This is a genomic window from Nonomuraea sp. NPDC052129, from assembly GCF_040680095.1.
In the GTDB taxonomy this organism is placed as follows: domain Bacteria; phylum Actinomycetota; class Actinomycetes; order Streptosporangiales; family Streptosporangiaceae; genus Nonomuraea.
The window spans coordinates 105,204-123,691 of the sequence record NZ_JBFAVX010000034.1; the positions used below are offsets into that span (position 1 = coordinate 105,204).

Consider the following 18,488-nt stretch of genomic DNA (forward strand, 5'->3'; position numbering starts at 1 on the left):
AGCCTCTGAGTGAGGGTTCGGGGACCTCGCGACCATGTGCGCTGGAGCGGCGACGGCAGGGTCCTGTACCCGGTCGTGCATGGCGGTCATCTGCTGCTGTGGGGCGCTTGGCCCCGGAGAGGGAAACCGCTCATGCGAAGAAGGTTGTTCAGCCTGCTCGCGGTGGCCGTCGTCGTCGTGGCGATGGTGGTGGTGCGGATGGCGCCGGTCGGCGCCGTCGCCGCGGATCCGTACGCCTTCAAGGGAGTGAAGATCGGCGGCGGCGGCTTCGTCCCCGGCATCGTCTTCAACCAGAAGGAGAAGGACCTCATCTACGCCCGGACCGACATCGGTGGCGTCTACCGCTGGGACAAGACCAAGTGGACGCCGCTGCTCGACGGCATCGGCTGGGACAAATGGAGCTGGGTCGGCGGCGTCAGCGTCGCCACCGACCCCGTCGACCCGAACCGGGTCTACGTCGCCACCGGCATGTACACCAACGACTGGGACGCCAACAACGGCGCCATCCTGCGCTCCACCGACCGGGGCAACACCTGGGCCGCCACCGAGCTGCCGTTCAAGGGCTTCGGCAACATGCCGGGCCGCGGCATGGGCGAGCGCCTGGTCATCGACCCGAACAAGAACAACATCCTCTTCTACGGCACCGCCAACAAGAACGGCCTGTGGAAGAGCACCGACTACGGCGTCACCTGGGCCAAGGTCACGAGCTTCCCGAACGTCGGCAACTTCGCCCAGGACCCGAACGACACCCAGAACAACTACAACACGATGACCCAGGGCATCCCCTGGATCACCTTCGACCCGCGCACCGGTTCGGCCGGCACCGCCACCAAGACGATCTACGCCGGGGTGGCGGACAAGGACAACAACGTCTACCGCTCCACCGACGGCGGCGCGACCTGGAGCCGGGTGGCCGGTCAGCCGACCGGCTACATCCCGCACAAGGGCGTGCTCGACCCCGTCAACGGCTACCTCTACCTGGCCACCGGCAACACCGGCGGGCCGTACGTGGGCGAGGACGGCGAGGTGTGGCGCTACGCCACCGCCACCGGCACCTGGACAGAGATCACCCCGACCCCCGACGCCGACCGCTACTACGGCTTCAGCGGCATGACCATCGACCGCCAGAACCCGAGCACGATCATGGTCGCCAGCCAGGTGTCGTGGTGGCCGGACAACATCATGTTCCGCAGCACCGACAGCGGCGCCACCTGGACGCGGATCTGGGACTGGAACGGCTACCCCAACCGGACCTTCCGCTACACCCAGGACGTCTCCTCCCATCCGTGGCTGGCCATGGGCAACCCGCAGCCCCCCGAGATCACGCCCAAGCTCGGCTGGATGACCGAGGCGATGGAGATCGACCCGTTCGACTCCAACCGGCTGCTGTACGGCACCGGCGCCACCATCTACGGCACCTCCAACCTCAAGCAGTGGGACGCCGCCGGCGGCAAGATCACGATCAAGCCGTTCATCGAGGGGCTGGAGGAGACCGCGGTCCTCGACCTGATCAGCCCGCCGACCGGGGCGCCCCTGCTCTCGGCGGTCGGCGACATCGGCGGCTTCGTGCACAGCAACCTCGACGCCGTGCCGCCGATGATGTACACCCAGCCCAACCTCGTCACCACCCGGAGCATGGACTACGCCGAGCTCAGCCCGTCGAACATGGTCCGCGCCGGCGACAACGACACGGCCGGGGTGACCCGCATCGGGTTCTCCTCCAACGGCGGCGCCAACTGGTGGCAGGCCAGCAGCGAGCCGGGCGGGGTCACCCAGGGCGGCAGCGTCGCGATCTCGGCCAACGCCGGCACGACGGTGTGGTCGCCGACCGGAGGGGCGGTGAGCCGCTCGACGGACTCGGGCAGCTCGTGGACCGCCTCCACCGGCATCCCGGCCCAGGCGCAAGTGCGCTCAGACCGGGTCAACCCAAACAAGTTCTACGGCTACTCCGGCGGCAAGTTCTACGTCAGCACCAACGCGGGCGCCACCTTCACCCAGTCCGCCGCCACCGGGCTGCCCACCGGCACCGCCACCGTCAAGTTCAAGGTCGTACCCGGCAAGGAGGGCCACATCTGGCTCGTCGGCGGCGCCCCGTCGACCGGCAAGTACGACCCCGCGGGCACCTACGGCCTGTGGCGCTCGACCGACTCCGGCGCCACCTTCACCAAGCTCGGCAACGTCACCGCGGCCGAGAACGTCGGCTTCGGCAAGGCGGCTCCCGGCGGCTCGTACATGGCGATCTACCTGGTGGGCCAGATCGACGGCGTGCACGGGTTGTTCCGCTCCGACGACGCGGGCGCCTCGTGGGTGCGGATCAACGACGACCGGCACCAGTACGCCAACATGGGCGAGGCGCTCACCGGTGACCCCCGCGTGTACGGCCGCGTCTACCTCGGCACCAACGGCCGCGGCATCATCTACGGCGACCGTACCGGCCCCAACCCGACCCCCACCCCGACCCCCACCCCGACTCCGACGCCCACCCCGACCCCCACTCCCACCCCGACGCCCACGCCGACGCCGGTTCCGGGCAAGGCGTGCGCGGCGACCTACGCGTCCACCGGTCAGTGGCAGGGCGGCTTCCAGGCCGGGGTGACGGTGAAGAACTCCGGCACCGTCGCCATCACCGGGTGGACGGTCGGCTGGACCTTCCCGGGCGGCCAGACCATCACCCAGCTCTGGAACGGCGCCCACACCCAGACCGGCGCCGCCGTCAAGGTCACCAACGTCAGCTACAACGGCGCGCTGGATCCGGGCGCGAGCACCACGTTCGGCTTCACCGGCAACTGGACGAGCAGCAACGACCCGCCCGCCACGGTTACCTGCACCCCCGCCTGACGACAGAAGGACTGACCGAGGGAGTGGCCCCTCCCTCGGTCAGCCCTTGACGGCCCTTGGCGGTCCTTCGTCAGCCCTTGACGGCGCCGATGATGACGCCCTTCGTGAAGTGCTTCTGCACGAACGGGTAGATCACCAGCACCGGGATCAGCGCCAGCGTCACGATGGCCATCTGGATAGCCAGGCTCGGCGGCAGCGCGTGCCCGCCGACCGCGGTGTCGCCCGTCTGCCCGACGAACATCGACTGCCCCTGAAGCACGAACTGCCGCAGGACCACCTGCAGCGGCCACTTGGTGCTGTCGTTGAGGTAGAGGGTGGCGTTGAAGAAGGCGTTCCAGTAGCCGACCGCGTAGAACAGCCCGATCACCGCCGTGACGCCCTTGGACATGGGCAGTACGATCCGCCACAGGATGCGGAACTCGCTCGCCCCGTCGATCCGCGCGCTGTCGGTGACCTCCTCCGGGATGTTCATGAAGAAGGCCCGCATGACGACCAGGTTGAACGCGGTGACGGCGGTCGGCAGGATCAGCGCCCAGTACGAGTCGATCAGCCCCAGCGAGCTGACCAGCAGATAACTCGGGATCATGCCCGGCCCGAACAGGAAGGTCAGCAGCACGAGGAACAGCATCGGCCGGTGCAGCAGCGAGCCGGGCCGCGACAGCCCGTAGGCCGCCAGGACGGTGACCGCGAGGCTCAGCAGGGTCCCGACGGCGGTCACCCCGAGGCTCACCCCGATCGACCGGGTCACCACCCCGCCCGCGAACAGCTGCTCGTAGGCGGCGAAGGACAGCTCGCCCGGCACGGTGACCAGGCCACCCGCCTTCGACACCGCCTCCTGCGTGGACAGGCTGGTCAGCACGACCATGTAGATCGGGAACAGCACGGCGGCCACGATGAGGGCCAGCACCAGCCCCTTGACGCTCGCGCCGAACCGGGTGGGCCGCTCGGCCCAGACAGGCATAGTCATGATCGTTTGTAGATTCCCTGCTCGCCGAAACGGTGGGCGACCTTGTTGGCAATGAGGATGAGGATCAGCCCGGCCACGCCCTTGACCAGGCCCGCCGCCGCGCCGTAGCTCCACTCGCCGGTCAGCAGCGTGCGCCAGTACATGAACGTGTCGAGCACCTCGGCGGCGTCGCGGCCGACGGCGTCGCGCTGCAGGAAGAACTGCTCGAAGCCGACGTTGAGCGCGTCGCCCAGCCGCAGGATCAGCAGCAGCACGAACACCGGGCGCAGGCCGGGCAGCGTGATGTGCCACAGCCGCCGCCAGCGGGAGGCGCCGTCCACGGCGGCGGCCTCGTAGAGGTGGGGGTTGATGGCCGCCAGCGCCGCCAGGAAGATGATCGTCCCCCAGCCGGCGTCCTTCCAGACCGTCTCCGCGGTGACCAGCAGAATAAACGTGTCCGGATTTGTCATGATGTCCACGCCCGCGAAGCCATGGTCGCGCAGGATCTGCGCGAGCAGTCCCGCGCCGCCGAACATCTGCTGGAACAGGGTGACGACCAGGACCCAGGAGAAGAAGTGCGGCATGTACACGATGCCCTGGATGAACAGCCGCAGGCGGGGCCGTACGACGCTGTCGAGCAGGATGGCCAGCAGGATCGGCAGCGGGAAGTAGAAGATCAGCTGGAACGTGGTGATCGACAGCGTGTTGATCGTCGCGTCCCAGAAGCTCTGGTCGAACATCAGCCACTGGAAGTTCGACATCCCCACCCACGGGCTGTCCTTGACGCCGACGTAGGGGGAGTAGTCCTGGAAGGCGATCACGTTGCCGAGCAGCGGCACGTAGTGGAACAGGAGCAGCAGCCCGATCGCCGGCACGGTCATGAGCAGCAGCTGCCAGTCGCGCCGGAACCGGGCCCGCAGCGAGCCCTGCTTGATCCGGACCCGTGTCCGGGTGATGCCCGGGCCGGCGGGAGAGGGCAGGTCTCCCGCCGGCCCGGCGTCCGTTGCCCGCTCGACCGCGATGTGGTCAGGCGCGGCCATTGTCCCGAAGGACTTTCATGTAGAACTCGCGCGCCTCGTCGCCGCCGTCGCGCCGCCACTCCGCCGCGATCTGCTTGGCGTCACTTACCGGGCGGCGGCCGCGCATGATGTCGGTGAACTTGTCCTCGGTGGGCACCTGCAGGCCCGAGTACTTCGACGGCCGCTGGATCCTGATCCCGTCGAACGGCGTCTTCTCGATGTACTTGAAGGAGGCGTTCTGCCAGTCGATGTTGGCCTTGGCCGCCTCCGGGAAAGGCCAGTCCACGTAGAGGGGACGGCCGCCCAGGAAGCCGTAGGTGTAGGCGACCTCCTTGCGGCCCAGGTCGGTGCTCTGCGGGATGCCCTTGGCGTCGAGGGTGAAGTGCTTGCCCTTGATCCCGAAGTTGGAGAGCTCGTACTCCCTGGTCCCGTACGGGGCGGCGCACCAGTTGAGGATGGACAGGATCTCCTCCATCTTCTCCTTCGGCAGCCCCTTCTTGATGAAGGTGAACATGCCCGCCGCGTTGTTGTGATACATGATCGGCGTGCCGCCGTCATGCGCGAACAGCGGGAAGACGCCCAGCGCGAAGTCGGGGTTCTTGCCGGTGTGCTGCTGGAGCAGTTCCTTCCAGGCGCCGATGCCGTCCCGGTAGATGGTGATCTGGCCCGCGCCGATCAGGTCCTTCTCGTTGGCGCCCTTGCTGCCGGCGATGCTCGGATGGATGAGCTCCTCGGTGAAGAGCCTGCGCATCCACGCGAGCATCTCCTCGAACTCCGGCGTCTCGTACTTGTGCGTCAGCTTGCCGCCGGCGTAGCGCCAGTCCTGCGGGACGCCGAAGATGGTCCAGGCCATCTCGTGGATGTCGCCGAACGCCCAGCGCTTGGCCTTCGCGTCGGTGATCGTCTTGCCGAGCTGGTAGAGCTCGTCGGCGGTCTTGGGGTTCTGGTTCCAGCCGTTCTTGTCGAACAGGTCCTTGCGGTAGAGCAGGCAGAACGGGAAGGGCTCGGTGGGATAGGGGATGGCCATCAGCTTGCCGTTCCACACCGACCACTCCCACGCGGCGGTCGGCAGGTTGGCCAGCAGCGCGTACGGCTTCACCTTGTCGCCCTGCAGATACGGCGTGAGGTCCTCGAACGCCTTGTCCACGGCGGTGTTGAAGTCCGCCATCTTGTCGATCTCCCAGCTCGGCAGGGCGAAGATGTCGGGCAGGTCGCCGGAGGCCAGCCGGGCGATCGCCTTGTCGGCGTAGGTGTTGCCGTCGGCGATCTGGAACTCGACCGTCGCGCCGATGTCGGCGTTGACCGCCTGGAAGTAGGTGTTGCCCGGCAACCCGGGCGGCGGCGGGCCCCACAGCGGGGTCATCGCCTTGTAGGTGCCGCCCTTGCCCGCCTTCTGGGTGAGCGCCGCGGTGGGGGCGGCCGGGTAGGTGGTGAAGCCGCCGGCGATGCCCGGCACGCCCGGCAGGTTGGAGACCGTGCCGGCCAGGTCGGGCTTGACGCCGGCGAACTCGACGTACGCCGGCGTGAGCTGGGTCAGTTTGTCCGCGGCGGCCGCGGTCGCGCCGCTCGAGCCGGGCCGGGTCCCGGTCGGGGCGGAGCAGGCGGCGAGGGTGGTCAGACCGGCCAGGCCGAGAAATCCTCGGCGAGTCATCGACGGTGTCACGACGGCTCCCTTCGTTGGTCGGAGCATGGTGAGGGGTGTCGGAAGGGGAGGTCTACGGGCTAGAATTAGTTCGTCTAATGACCAAACAAACTAAACCCGAGGCGATGCTGACCACAAGGTGTGGCACCGGTCACAGATTGATGTCGGGAGTGATATGAGATTCGCTGACGGCTCCCTCCCCGCCGTTCCTGGGGGCCCGCGCGGCTCTCGGCGACGGCAGGGGAACACTGGGGGACAGCGCACACTGGTATGGCGGCATGACCACCCGCGACGGCCTGACGGACGGGACAGACTTTGATCACCTCATCGACCGACCCGCAGCCGGCCGACTTCGCCGACGTGCGGGCCACCAACCTGGCCGTCGTGCTGCGTTTCGTCCGCGAGCACGCGCCCTGCTCGCGGGCCGACATCGCGGCCTCCACGGGCCTGAACAAGGCGACCGTGTCGAGCCTGGTCGCCGACCTGATCGACAGGCGGCTCGTCCGGGAGACCGGCCTGACCGAGAACCGGGTGGGGAGGCCGGCCACGATGCTGGTGCTGGACGGCTCGCCGTACGCGGCGATCGGGCTGGAGATCAACGTCGACTACGTGACGGCCGTCGCCGTCGACCTGGCGGGGGAGCGGTTGCTGTCCTGGCGGCGAGCCTTCCCCGGCTCGGTGGCCGCCGTCGCCGCGATCGTCAGGCGGGTGGTCAACCGCATGGCCAAGGAGGACAAACAGATCCTCGGCCTGACCGTGGCCGTGCCGGGCCTGGTCGACGGGCAGGGCGTCGTGCGGGTCGCGCCCAACCTGGGCTGGCTCGACACCGACGTCAGCGGCGACCTCGCCAAGGCGCTGCGCGACCCCGGCTTCCCCATCCAGGCCGACAACGACGCCAACCTCGGCGCCCTGGCCGAGCACCGGTTCGGCCCCCATGGGGCGGTCACCGACCTGGTCTACCTCACCGGCGAGATGGGCGTGGGCGCCGGCGTGATCCTGGACGGGCGGCTGCGCCGGGGCGGGCGCGGCTACAGCGGCGAGATCGGCCACATCCAGATCGACCCGCTGGGGCCGGAGTGCCGGTGCGGCCGGACCGGCTGCCTGGAAGCGGTGGCCGGCATCGGCGCGGTCCTGGAGCACGTCTCGCCCTCGCCGGTCGAGGTGGAGCTGGAGATCGAGGAGGTCGTCCGGCGGGCCCGCGCGGGCGACGCCCACACCCTGGGCCTGCTCCGCGGCGTGGGCCGCGACCTCGGCCGCGGAGTGGCCATCCTGGCCAACCTGCTCAACCCCCAGGTGGTGATCCTCGGGGGCTACTACGTGCCGCTGGCGCCCTGGCTGCTGCCCGCCGTGGAGGCCGAGGTACGCGAGCGCACCATCGCGCCGGAGGCCGGCGGCTGCCAGGTGGTGATCTCGTCCCTCGGCTACGACGCGGCCGCGCTCGGTGGAGCCGCCCGGGTGCTCGACTCCATCGATTCAGGAAGATTGCCGCGAATCTCTTGACCCCGCTCGCACACGCGTGCACCCTTCAGAAGAACTCCGTTCGAAACACTCGTGTAACGGGCGGGGTTTTTCTGGACCGGCTATCGAAGCGCTTCGACAGAGACCCGAAGCGCGCTCCCCCCGCTAGTCGAAGCGTTTCGACGCTCTCAGAAGGTGGCTCCATGAACGAACCGTTCCGCGACCCGGACCTCCCCCTCGCCGAGCGGATCGCCGATCTGCAGGCCCGGCTGACCGTGACCGAGAAGCTCGCACTGCTCCACCAGTACCAGGCGCCGGTCGAGCGGCTCGGCGTGGGCGCCTTCCGCACGGGCACCGAGGCCCTGCACGGCCTGGCCTGGCTGGGTCCGGCGACGGTGTTCCCGCAGGCCGTGGGGCTGGCCTCGACCTGGGACCCGGAGCTGGTCCGCAGGGTGGGGGAGGCGGCGGGCGAGGAGGTCCTGGCCTTCCACCACAAGGACCCGTCGGGCGCCGGGCGCAACGTGTGGGCTCCCGTGGTCAACCTGCTGCGCGATCCGCGCTGGGGCCGCAACGAGGAGGGCTACTCCGAAGATCCGTTGCTGACCGGCGTCATGGCCACGGCCTACGCGCGCGGGCTTCGTGGGAGCGCTCCCGTGATGCGGACCGCGCCCACCCTCAAGCACTTCCTCGGCTACAACAACGAGACCTACCGCTGCGTCACCTCCAGCAACCTGCCGCCGCGAGTCCTGCACGAGTACGAGCTGCCCGCCTACCGGCCCGCCCTGGAGAGCGGCGCCGCCGTCGCGGTCATGCCCTCCTACAACCTGGTCAACGGCCGCCCGGCGCACCTCAGCCCGCTGATCGGGCAGGTGCTGCGGGCCTGGGCGCCGGACGACCTCCTCGTGGTCAGCGACGCCTACGCCCCCGGCAACCTCACCGGGCTGCAGGGGTACTACGACGACCCGGCCGAGGCGTACGCGCACGCCGTACGGGCCGGGCTCGACAGCTTCACCCAGGACGACGACCGGGCCGAAGCCACTCTCGGCCACCTGCGTGAGGCGCTGGAACGCGGCCTGGTGACCGAGGCCGACCTCGACACCGCCGTACGCCACACGCTGTCGATCCGCTTCCGGCTCGGCGAGTTCGACCCCGCCACGCCGTACGACGACATCACCGAGGCGGTCGTCAACTGCCCCGAGCACCAGGCGCTGGCCCGCGAGGCGGCCGCCCGCTCGATCGTGCTGCTGAAGAACGACGGCCTGCTGCCCCTGGCGCCGGCCGCCTGCCGCCGGATCGCGGTGCTCGGCCAGCTCGGCGACACCCTGCTGGAGGACTGGTACAGCGGCACGCTGCCGTACGAGGTGACCGCCCGCGCCGGTCTGGCCGAGCGCTGCGAGACGGTCTTCTGCGAGGCCGTCGACCGCGTCACGCTGACCGCCGACGCGGGCCCGGTGGTGGCCGGGCTCGACGGCGGACCCCTGGGCATCGGGACGTCGGGTGGCCGCTTCGACCTGTTCGACTGGGGCGGCGGGGCCTTCGCCTTCCGCGCGGTCGCCACCGGCCGCTTCCTGTCCGTGGACGACGACGGCGTCCTGGTCAACGACCAGCCCGGCCCGAACGGCTGGGAGGTGCGCCAGACCTTCCGGCTGGAGCAACGCACCCGCGGCGCCGTCGTCCTGCGCCACATCTCCACGGGCCGCTACATCGGCCTGTCCCCCGACGGGGTCTTCAGGCTGGTGGACGACGCCGACGCCGCCACGTGGCTGACGGTGGAGGTCGTCGAGAGCGGCGCCGCGGCGGCGGCCGCACTGGCGGCCACCGCGGACGTGGCGGTCGTGGTGGTGGGCGACCATCCGCTGGTCAACGGCCGCGAGACCGAGGACCGTACGGACCTGGCCCTGGCCCCCGCCCAGGACGCGGTCGTCCGGGCGGTACGGGCGGCCAACCCGCGCACGGTCATGGTGATCACCAGCGGCTACCCCGTCACCTGGTCGGACCCGGACGTGCCCGCGGTGCTGTGGTCCTCGCACGGCGGCCAGGAGTACGGCCACGCGCTGGCCGACGTGCTGTTCGGCGACGCCGACCCGCAGGGGCGGCTCACCCAGACCTGGTACCGCTCGGCCAGCGAGCTGCCCGACCTGCTCGACTACGACATCATCGCCACGGATGCCACCTATCTCTATTACCGGGGCACTCCGCTGTACCCCTTCGGCCACGGCCTCGGCTACACCACCTACGACTACTCGGGCCTCACAGCCGCGGTCGACGGGGGGACCGTCACCGCCACGGTCACGGTCGCCAACACCGGTTCGCGGGCCGGCACCGAGGTCGTGCAGTTCTACACCCACCAGCGGCGTTCCCGGGTCAAGCAGCCGCTGCGCCGGTTGCGGGGCTTCGAGCGGGTACGGCTGGCGCCCGGTGAGAGCCGGGCCGTCACGCTCACCTTCCCCGTGCGAGACCTGGCCTTCTGGGACGTGACGCGCGGCGCCTTCGCCGTCGAGGACGCGCCGCACCAGCTCATGGTCGGCCGCAGCGCGACCGACCTGCGGCTGAGCGCCGCCTTCCACGTCGAGGGCGAGACCATCCCGCCCCGGTGCGGCGCCCTGGCCGCGGCGGACCACGACGCCTACGACGCGATCGCCTTCGTCGACGCGGCCAAGGTGTCGGGCGACGCGGTGCGCTCCGAGGCCGAGGGGGCGTGGATCCTGTTCCGCGACGTCGAGCTCACCGGGGCCGCGTCGTGCCTGATCGAGGCCGCGAGCACCGAGGGCGGGGTCGTCACGCTCCGGCTGGACGACCTCCTCCACGGCCCCACACTGGGTGCCATCCCCGTGCCGCCGGCCGGGCGCTACGCTCCGGCGGCGTCCTCGGGCGAGCTTGCGGAAGCCTCGGGGGTGCACGATCTTTATGTCGTGTTCGAGAACGTGGGCATCACGCTGGGCAGGCTGGAACTGACCGGCACGGGTCGGGCCGCCCCCCGATCGCCCGGCGCCGTACGCGCCGACCGAGGACGAACGGGCAGAGGCCGCATGGACCGAGACCACGCCGGCACCGGACGGACCACCACATGACGGAACGCCACATAACGGACGGCCACCCGGTGGACGGGCACGCGGCGGACGGGGGAGTGGCGGGCGCGCGCGCTGAGGAGGCGCGTGCTGAGGACGGGCACGCGACCGGTAGGGCGGTCACCATCGTCGAGGTGGCGCGGCACGCGGGTGTGGCGGTGAGCACGGTCTCCTATGTGCTCAGCGGTAAGCGGGCGATCTCGGCCGACACCCGGCGGCGGGTGCTCGACAGCGTGCGGACGCTCGGCTACCACCCCAACGCCGGCGCCAGGGCGTTGGCCAGCAAGCGGGCCAACGTGATCGCGCTGGTGCTGCCCCTGCGGGCCGGCATGCATGTGCCGGTGCTGATGCGCTTCGCCACCTCGGTGGTCACCGCGGCCCGCAACTTCGACCACGACGTGCTGCTCATGACGGCCGACGAGGGCCTCGACGGGCTGCGCCGGGCCGCGGCCAGCGCGCTGGTCGACGGCCTGGTGCTGATGGACGTCGAGCTCGACGACCCCAGGGTCCCGCTGCTGCGCCGGCTCGCCGAGCCCAGCGTGCTGATCGGCTTCCCCGCCGACGCCGCCGGGGTGACCTGTGTCGACCTCGACTTCGCCGCCGCCGGGGCGCTGTGCGTGGCGCACCTGGCCGAGCGCGGGCACCACGAGGTGGTCCTGCTCGGCGCGCCGGCGGTGGTCTACGAGCGGGGGACCGGCTTCGCCCGCCGTACGCTCGAAGGCTTCACCGCCGCCCTGGCCGAGCACGGGCTCGACGGTACGGCCCTGCCGTGCGAGGAGAGCTTCGAGGAGGTCCACGCCACCGTGAGCGGGCTGCTGGCGGCCCGGCCCGGTCTGTCGGGACTGGTCGTGCACAACGAGGCGGCCGTCAACCACGTGCTGAGCTCGCTGCGGCAATTGGGCCGCAAGGTGCCGCAGGACCTCGCCGTGGTGGCGATCTGCCCGGACGACGTGGCCGAGCCCGCCCGGCTCACCTCGGTGCTGATCCCGGCCGAGGAGGTCGGCAGGGAGGCCGTCGGGCTGCTGATGGACAAGCTCGCGGGCCGCCCGGTGCCGCCAGCGACCCTGCTGGTCCCCCGTCTGACGGTCCGCGCGAGCACGTGACGGTCCGCGCGAGCACGTGACCGCATAGCTGGTCTCACGCCGACGTACGCGAGGGCACCTGGCTCCCACGCGAAGCGTCCGGCCAGGCCCTCGGGTCAGCGGCGGTGGTGGCGTGTGGCGCCCTTGGCCGGGCAGCGGTCCGTCGACTCGCGGGCGAAGAGGTCGACGGCGGACGGCCGGGGGAGCGGGACGGCCGACGGGCGGGTGCCGTCGAGGAGGAGCGCCAGGTAGCGCCGCCGGTCGGCGCGGTCGTCGGAGTCGGCCCCGTAGTGCAGGGTCGTCGCCAGCGCCATCACCACGATCGCCGCCAGGTCGCGGACCAGCAGGTCGTCGCGGACCAGCCCGCGCTCCCGAGCGGCGGTCAGTACGTCGCCGAGCGGTCCCATGAACCGCTCGGCGATGCCGATCGTGAACGCCCCGGCCTCCTTCGCGGCCGACAGGAGCGCCCGGTGACCGGACAGCGTGTCGACCACGGCCGTCAGCGCGTCGGCCAGCCCCTGCCTGGGGTCGGCGGCCACGCGGGCGGCCTGGAGGACCGGCTCGATCTCCTCGGCGAAGTAGGTCTCGAAGCAGGCCAGGATCACGCCGTCGCGGTCGCCGAAGCGCCGGTAGACGGTGGCGATGCCGACTCCGGCGCGGCGGGCGATCTCCTCCAGCGGGACGGCCGTGCCCGACTCGTGCAGGGCGGTGATCGCCGCCCTGACGATCCTGTCGGAGTTACGCAGTGCGTCCGCACGACGTCGCTGCTCTGGCACATGCCGAACGCTAGCAGCATCCACGCGGTCACTCCACGGCAGCGTTACCAGGCCACCTCGAGCGAGGCCAGCCCGTACACGACGTGGAAGGAGCGGAAGTCCGCGATGGGCGCGACCGTACGCAGTCCGGGGAAGCGCTGGAAGAGGGCCTGGAAGGCGATCCGCATCTCCATCCGGGCCAGCGGCGCGCCCAGGCAGTGGTGCACGCCGTGGCCGAAGGCGAGGTGGCCGGGCGCGCCGCGGGTGATGTCCAGCTCGTCGGCCTCGTCCATGAAGGCGGGGTCGCGGTTGGCGAGGGGCAGCGAGCACATCACCAGGTCGCCGGGCTGGATCATCTGACCGGCCACCTCGGTTTCCGTGGTGCACACCCTGCCGATGCTGGCATGGAGAATGCTGAGCCAGCGCATCAGCTCCTCAACGGTGGCCTCGATCCGCTCGGGCTCCTTCTTGAGCAGGTCCAGCTGGTCCGGCTGCCGGAGCAGGGCCAGCGTGCCCAGGCCGAGCATGTTGGAGGTGGTCTCGTGCCCGGCGATCAGCAGGAGGTTGCCGATGCCGATCAGCTCGTTCGTGGTCAGGTCGTCGCCGTGCTCGCGTACGAGCATGCCCAGCAGTTCTTCGCCGGGGTCGGCCTGGATGCCCTCGACCAGCTCGGTCATGTACGCGCGCGACTCCTGCTGCAGCTTGAGACGCTCCTCCATGGGCAGCGACACATCGAGCAGCCGGCCGGTCCTGCGCTGGAAGTCCGCGCGGTGGGCGTACGGCACGCCCAGCAGCTCGCAGATCACCAGCGACGGGATGGGCAGCGCGAACGACGACACCAGGTCGACGGGTGAGCCCGCGCGTTCCATGGCGTCGAGGTGCTCCTCGACGATGTCCTTGATCCGCGGTTCCAGCCGCTTCATCCGGCGGATGGTGAACTCCGGCGTCAGGAACCGGCGCAGCCGGCTGTGCTCGGGCGGGTCGAAGGAGAGCAGGTTGCCGGCGCGGAGCACCTTGAGCTCCTCCTCCGTTGCGCCCGGCGGCTGGAAGATGGTCTGGCGGGCGTTGCTGAACCGCTCGGCGTCGCCCAGCACCGCGCGCGTGTCGGCGTAGCGGGTCACCAGCCAGGCCTCGACGCCGAACGACGTGGTGACGCGAGTGATCCCTTCCTTCTCCCGCAGCTCCGCCAGCTCGGTGGCGGGATTGAACTCCGTCCGCCGCATGTAAAGAGGCAGTGTTGAGATGTCGCTCATACATCCCCCAGAATGACCGGTCTTCACGAAATACCCTGACAAGAAACGATAGCAACCTATCGATTAGTCGCAAGACCATCGCGGTAAACATTGGGCCTTGACGACCTTGGTGGTATCGCTAACACTCGACAACGCCCCGCCGACCGCACAGATCCGGGATCGAAAATGTTAGCGCTAACCAAGCAATCGCTAGCTCAGACGAGGAGTGCCCTGACATGAGACGTCTGAAATCCATGACCATGGCCGTGGCGGCCGCCGCCGGCCTGGTGCTCATCTCCGCAGCCCCGGCGCCCGCCGCCGCGCCGATCACCACCTCCATCTATACCGCCGACCCGGCCGCGCTGGTGGTCGGCGACACGATGTACCTCTACACGGGGCACGACGAGGCGCCCGCCGGTGGCACGAACTTCGTCATGCGGGACTGGCACGTCTTCACTTCCGGCGACGCGACGACCTGGACGGACCAGGGCGCGAAGCTGAAACTTTCAGACTTCCCATGGGCGGGCGCCGACGCGTGGGCGGGCGAGGTCGAGCCGCGCAACGGCAAGTACTACTGGTACGCCCCCGTCAACGGCAACGGCGCCGGCTGGATGGACATCGGCGTGGCGGTCGGCGACAGCCCGCTCGGCCCCTTCCACGACGCCAAGGGCGGCCCGCTGATCAGCGACAGCACCCCCAACTCCTCGCCGCTCAACATCGACCCGACCGTCTTCACCGACGACGACGGTCAGGCCTACATCTACTGGGGCTCCTACTACGGCCTGCGCGCCGCCAAGCTCAAGCCCGACATGATCAACCTCGACGGCGGCGTGGTCACCCCGAGCGGCGTGTCGAACTTCTGGGAGGCGCCCTGGATGTTCAAGCGCAACGGCACCTACTACCTGGCCTACTCCGCCAACGACTCGGCCTGCTCCGCGCCCGGCTACGCGTGCATCCGCTACGCCACCGCGAGCAACCCGCTGGGACCGTGGACGCATAGGGGAGTGGTGCTCGACCAGGTCTCCTCGACCACCAACCACCCGGCGATCATCGAGTTCAAGGGCCAGTGGTACATGGTCTACCACAACGCGGGCAGCCCGGGAGGCGGCAACTTCCGCCGCTCGGTGACGCTCGACAAGCTCTACTGGAACGCCGACGGCACCATGCAGAAGGTCGTGCAGACGACGGGTCCCGCCAACCCCGGCAACCTGGCGCTCAGCGCGACGGCCTCCACCTCCTACGTCTCGCCGTGGGAGACCCTGGGCGCGGTCAACGACGGCTTCACCCCGGCCAACTCGGCCGACCACAGCCACGGCGCCTACGGCAACTGGAACCACCAGGGCACCGAGTGGCTGGAGTACCAGTGGCCGTCCGCGCAGACCGTCAACCGGGTCGGCGTCTACTGGTTCGACGATGACCAAGGCATCGACCTGCCCGCCTCGTGCAAGGTCCAGTACTGGAACGGCAGCGCGTACGTGGACGTGCCCGGACAGTCGGCCTGCGGAGTGGCAGCCAACACCTTCAACACCACGACGTTCACGGCGGTCTCGACGACCAGGCTCCGGCTGAGCGTCACCTCGAAGACCGGCTTCTCGACCGGCGTCCTCGAATGGCAGGTACCGCGATGAAACGCATGGCATTCCTCCCGATCCTGTTACTCGGCTTCTTCCTCGTCCCCGCCGGTCCCGCCGTGGCCGCCGAGGTCAACCTGGCCACGACGGCGACCCCGAGCGCGTCGTACACCTCCTCCTGGGAGAGCGTCGCGGCGATCAACGACAACATCGACCCGCCGAGCTCCAACGACACCGTCAACCGCCGCTGGGGCACCTGGCCCAACACCGGCCAGCAGTGGGCCGAGCTGACCTGGGCCCAGGCACAGACGCTCAGGGTCGCCCAGGTGTACTTCTTCGACGACAACGGCGGCGTGCGCGTCCCCGCCTCGTGGAAGCTGCAGTACTGGACCGGCAGCGCCTACAACGACGTGCCGAACGCGACCGGCTACCCCACGGCGCTCAACACCTACAACAAGGTGACGTTCGGCCAGGTGAGCACCACGCGGCTGCGCGTACTCCTGCAGAGCGGCCAGGGCTCGGTCGGGCTGCTGGAGGTCAAGGCGTTCACCAACGACCCGGGCGGCGGCGGCAGCCCGAGCACCTGGAACCCGCCCGCCAACCTGGTCACGCCGCTCAACGAGGTCTGGTCGCACGTCGAGAGCACCTATCCCGACCTGTACGGCTTCCGCAACTACGGCTGGGACCAGGTCATGGCCAACGGCGGCTCGATCAACTACTGCGTGCGCTGGGACAGCTCCGCCACGGTGACCGCCGCCCAGCGTGACCAGATCCACGCGACGCTGGCCAGGCAGTTCAAGAAGTGGATGGACGTGATGGCCGGGCACAACAACTGGCCCTACACCAACGTGCCGGTCAAGGTCGTCGGCTGGGCCGTGCGCGACCGCGCCCAGCTCCAGTGGAGCGACAACTCGGTCGACATCTACGTCAACAACATCCGCGAGAACGCGCCGCAGTGCGCCGAGCCGTGCGGGCGCTTCTTCAACCAGAGCGGCAATTACCCGAACTGTCCCGGCGGCGCGTCCCACCACTACGACATGTCGCTGTGGCTCACCGCGGGCTTCGGCGGTGGCGCGGGCGGTGACTGGGGCCAGCGCATCGGCAGCGAGTACTACATGAGCAACCTCAACACCGACAACGTGCACATCCTGCTGCACGAGATGGGCCATTCGTTCGGTCTGGATGACTTCTACGACTGGACTCCGACCGGGGTGTGCTGCTTCCTGATGAAGGCCGGCAGCGCGACCTCGATCACCGACTTCGACGCCTGGATGCTCCGCGACTGGTGGCGGCATCTGAAGAGCCGTTACGGGCGCTGAACCTCCGTGAAGTAGGGCGGCGGCCACGCGAGGCCGCCGCCCTATTCACGCGTTGACGGTGAGCTTGTAGTCGCGGGTGATGGGCGTGCTGAGCTTGTCGTAATCCCTGAGCTGCACGGTGAAGGAGAAGGTGCCCGCCGCGGCGGGCTTGCCGGTGATCGCGCCGGTGAACCGGTCGAGGGCCAGCCCTTCGGGCAGCGCGCCGCCGGTGACCTGCCAGTCGTAGAAGGGCACGCCCCCCTTGGCCTGGAGCCGCTGGTCGTAGGCGGCGCCCGCCTTGCCGGCCTTGACCGAGGCGGTCTCGATCGAGGGCTTGAGGAAGGGGGTCAGCTTCTTGTTCAGCTTCCAGCCGGCGTTCTCCGCGATCAGCAGCGTCAGCTTGGTCAGCTCCCACTGCCTGGTCGGGAAGATGTGGCGCCAGCCGCCGCTCTGGCCGCTGAGCCGGTCCCAGTACGGCTCGTCACCGGGCACGTGATAGCTCGTGTCGAGCGGGACCGGGTAGCCCTGGTAGTCGATGACCTCCTGGTCGTCCCTGCCCTTGCTCTCGACGTACTTCGCCATGCCCTCCCAATCGCTGTGGAAGGCGACGGCGTGGCCGTACTCGTGCATGACCAGGCCGTGCACGTCGATGACCTGGCCGAGGTCGGTCTTGTACCAGTCCTCGTCGGCCAGCGAGCTGACCAGCTTCATCAGCTGCTCGTCGTACTCAAGGATCATGCTGGTCGAGCGGTGGTAGGGGGTGGGCTTGCCGTTCTGGGTGTGGAACTTGCCGTTGATGGTCGGGTAGCCGGTCGAGTAGGGCGTCTGGATGCCGCGGAAGAAGACGTACATGCCGTTGTACGGCTTGGCGTTGGTGGCCTCGACCTCGTTCTGCCAGTCGTCGCCCGGCAGCTTGTTGACCTCGTCCCCGGCGGGGACGGTGTCGAACGGCTTGAGGTCGAAGAAGGCGAACCAGTTCCGGACCGCCGTCTCGGCGGCCTTGCGCACGCCCGGGTCGGAGAAGTAACGGGTGATCGTGTCGTAGCGGTAGTCGAAGTCGATGGGGATCGTCGGCCGCAGGGCGGTCTTCTCGTCCTGCTGGACCGTGATCGGCATCGTCTGGGTGATCGTGGCGCCGGTCGCGTCGGTGGTCTTCATGACCCACTTGTGCCGCTCGTCCTGACCGGGGTCCTGCTTGGAGTGGATGGCCAGCCGGACGACCTCGCGGTCGGCCGGGCCGGTGAGCGTGAAGGACTTGGTCGCGCCGGTCGCGGTGAGCTCGCTCGGCATGTTGAGCATCAGCCTGGAGGTGCCCTCGGCCTTGAGGTCGACGGTCAGCGGGTAGGCGATGCCCGCCACCTTCGGTGCCCGCACCGTCAGCTCGATGTACGGGTTGGCCAGGTAGCCCTGCCAGTCCACGAGCCGGACGCCATGGTCGTTGACGTTGCGGTAGAAGATGTCGAACACGTCCAGGGCCGGGGCCGCCTGGCGGGCCGCCAGGCCGGGCGTGGGCACGGAGAGCGCGCCCACGAGCCCGGCCAGGACGGTTACAACGCCGATTCTTTTCACTAAGCGTTCT

General features: G+C 69.5%; 12 protein-coding genes. 6 read left to right on the forward strand and 6 right to left on the reverse strand.

What is annotated here, in order from left to right; genetic code table 11:
- Positions 1-132 precede the first annotated feature (132 nt).
- Positions 133-2,838, forward strand: coding sequence for a cellulose binding domain-containing protein (locus tag AB0L53_RS46755; RefSeq protein ID WP_364009438.1), 2,706 nt, complete (start codon positions 133-135; stop codon positions 2,836-2,838).
- A 70-nt stretch (positions 2,839-2,908) separates the two neighbouring features.
- On the opposite strand, the gene AB0L53_RS46760 is transcribed toward AB0L53_RS46755, so the two are convergent.
- The 3 genes from AB0L53_RS46760 to AB0L53_RS46770 are packed head-to-tail and all read right to left on the reverse strand — an operon-like array spanning position 2,909 to position 6,466.
- Positions 2,909-3,799 (reverse strand): carbohydrate ABC transporter permease, encoded by an 891-nt coding sequence (locus AB0L53_RS46760; protein ID WP_364009441.1) that lies wholly within the window; start codon positions 3,797-3,799, stop codon positions 2,909-2,911.
- Positions 3,800-3,801: 2 nt separating this feature from the next.
- Positions 3,802-4,824, reverse strand: a complete 1,023-nt coding sequence (locus AB0L53_RS46765) for an ABC transporter permease subunit (protein WP_364009444.1) — start codon at positions 4,822-4,824, stop codon at positions 3,802-3,804.
- Positions 4,811-6,466 (reverse strand): extracellular solute-binding protein, encoded by a 1,656-nt coding sequence (locus AB0L53_RS46770; protein ID WP_364009447.1) that lies wholly within the window; start codon positions 6,464-6,466, stop codon positions 4,811-4,813. The genes AB0L53_RS46765 and AB0L53_RS46770 overlap by 14 nt, the downstream gene beginning before the upstream one ends.
- A gap of 294 nt (positions 6,467-6,760) precedes the next feature.
- Between AB0L53_RS46770 and AB0L53_RS46775 the strand changes: the two genes are divergently transcribed.
- The 3 genes from AB0L53_RS46775 to AB0L53_RS46785 all read left to right on the forward strand — a co-directional run bounded on the left by AB0L53_RS46775 (position 6,761) and on the right by AB0L53_RS46785 (position 12,074).
- Positions 6,761-7,945, forward strand: a complete 1,185-nt coding sequence (locus tag AB0L53_RS46775; protein ID WP_357952772.1) for an ROK family transcriptional regulator — start codon at positions 6,761-6,763, stop codon at positions 7,943-7,945.
- Positions 7,946-8,106: 161 nt separating this feature from the next.
- On the forward strand, positions 8,107-10,974 hold the full coding sequence (locus tag AB0L53_RS46780; protein ID WP_364009451.1) for a glycoside hydrolase family 3 C-terminal domain-containing protein: 2,868 nt from the start codon (positions 8,107-8,109) through the stop codon (positions 10,972-10,974).
- On the forward strand, positions 10,971-12,074 hold the full coding sequence (locus AB0L53_RS46785; RefSeq protein WP_364009454.1) for a LacI family DNA-binding transcriptional regulator: 1,104 nt from the start codon (positions 10,971-10,973) through the stop codon (positions 12,072-12,074). The genes AB0L53_RS46780 and AB0L53_RS46785 overlap by 4 nt, the downstream gene beginning before the upstream one ends.
- A gap of 95 nt (positions 12,075-12,169) precedes the next feature.
- On the opposite strand, the gene AB0L53_RS46790 is transcribed toward AB0L53_RS46785, so the two are convergent.
- Positions 12,170-12,829 (reverse strand): helix-turn-helix domain-containing protein, encoded by a 660-nt coding sequence (locus AB0L53_RS46790; RefSeq protein ID WP_364009457.1) that lies wholly within the window; start codon positions 12,827-12,829, stop codon positions 12,170-12,172.
- Positions 12,830-12,873: 44 nt separating this feature from the next.
- Positions 12,874-14,061, reverse strand: a complete 1,188-nt coding sequence (locus AB0L53_RS46795) for a cytochrome P450 (RefSeq protein WP_364009459.1) — start codon at positions 14,059-14,061, stop codon at positions 12,874-12,876.
- Positions 14,062-14,276: 215 nt separating this feature from the next.
- Between AB0L53_RS46795 and AB0L53_RS46800 the strand changes: the two genes are divergently transcribed.
- Positions 14,277-15,668 (forward strand): glycoside hydrolase family 43 protein, encoded by a 1,392-nt coding sequence (locus AB0L53_RS46800; protein ID WP_364009462.1) that lies wholly within the window; start codon positions 14,277-14,279, stop codon positions 15,666-15,668.
- Complete coding sequence (locus AB0L53_RS46805) at positions 15,665-16,930, forward strand: hypothetical protein (protein WP_364009465.1); 1,266 nt, start codon at positions 15,665-15,667, stop codon at positions 16,928-16,930. Before AB0L53_RS46800 ends, AB0L53_RS46805 begins: the two co-directional genes overlap by 4 nt.
- 45 nt (positions 16,931-16,975) lie before the next feature.
- On the opposite strand, the gene AB0L53_RS46810 is transcribed toward AB0L53_RS46805, so the two are convergent.
- The gene (locus AB0L53_RS46810; RefSeq protein ID WP_364009468.1) at positions 16,976-18,478 is read right to left on the reverse strand and encodes an Ig domain-containing protein; all 1,503 of its coding nucleotides are present in this window, start codon (positions 18,476-18,478) and stop codon (positions 16,976-16,978) included.
- Between the last annotated feature and the right edge of the window lie 10 nt (positions 18,479-18,488).

Bases quoted from the DNA above. Each gene is read 5' to 3' on its own strand.
- AB0L53_RS46755 (WP_364009438.1), top strand. From the start codon at position 133: ATGCGAAGAAGGTTGTTCAGCCTGCTCGCGGTGGCCGTCGTCGTCGTG.
- AB0L53_RS46780 (WP_364009451.1), top strand. From the start codon at position 8,107: ATGAACGAACCGTTCCGCGACCCGGACCTCCCCCTCGCCGAGCGGATC.
- AB0L53_RS46760 (WP_364009441.1), bottom strand. From the start codon at position 3,799: ATGCCTGTCTGGGCCGAGCGGCCCACCCGGTTCGGCGCGAGCGTCAAG.
- AB0L53_RS46795 (WP_364009459.1), bottom strand. From the start codon at position 14,061: ATGAGCGACATCTCAACACTGCCTCTTTACATGCGGCGGACGGAGTTC.
- AB0L53_RS46800 (WP_364009462.1), top strand. From the start codon at position 14,277: ATGAGACGTCTGAAATCCATGACCATGGCCGTGGCGGCCGCCGCCGGC.
- AB0L53_RS46805 (WP_364009465.1), top strand. From the start codon at position 15,665: ATGAAACGCATGGCATTCCTCCCGATCCTGTTACTCGGCTTCTTCCTC.
- AB0L53_RS46785 (WP_364009454.1), top strand. From the start codon at position 10,971: ATGACGGAACGCCACATAACGGACGGCCACCCGGTGGACGGGCACGCG.
- AB0L53_RS46765 (WP_364009444.1), bottom strand. From the start codon at position 4,824: ATGGCCGCGCCTGACCACATCGCGGTCGAGCGGGCAACGGACGCCGGG.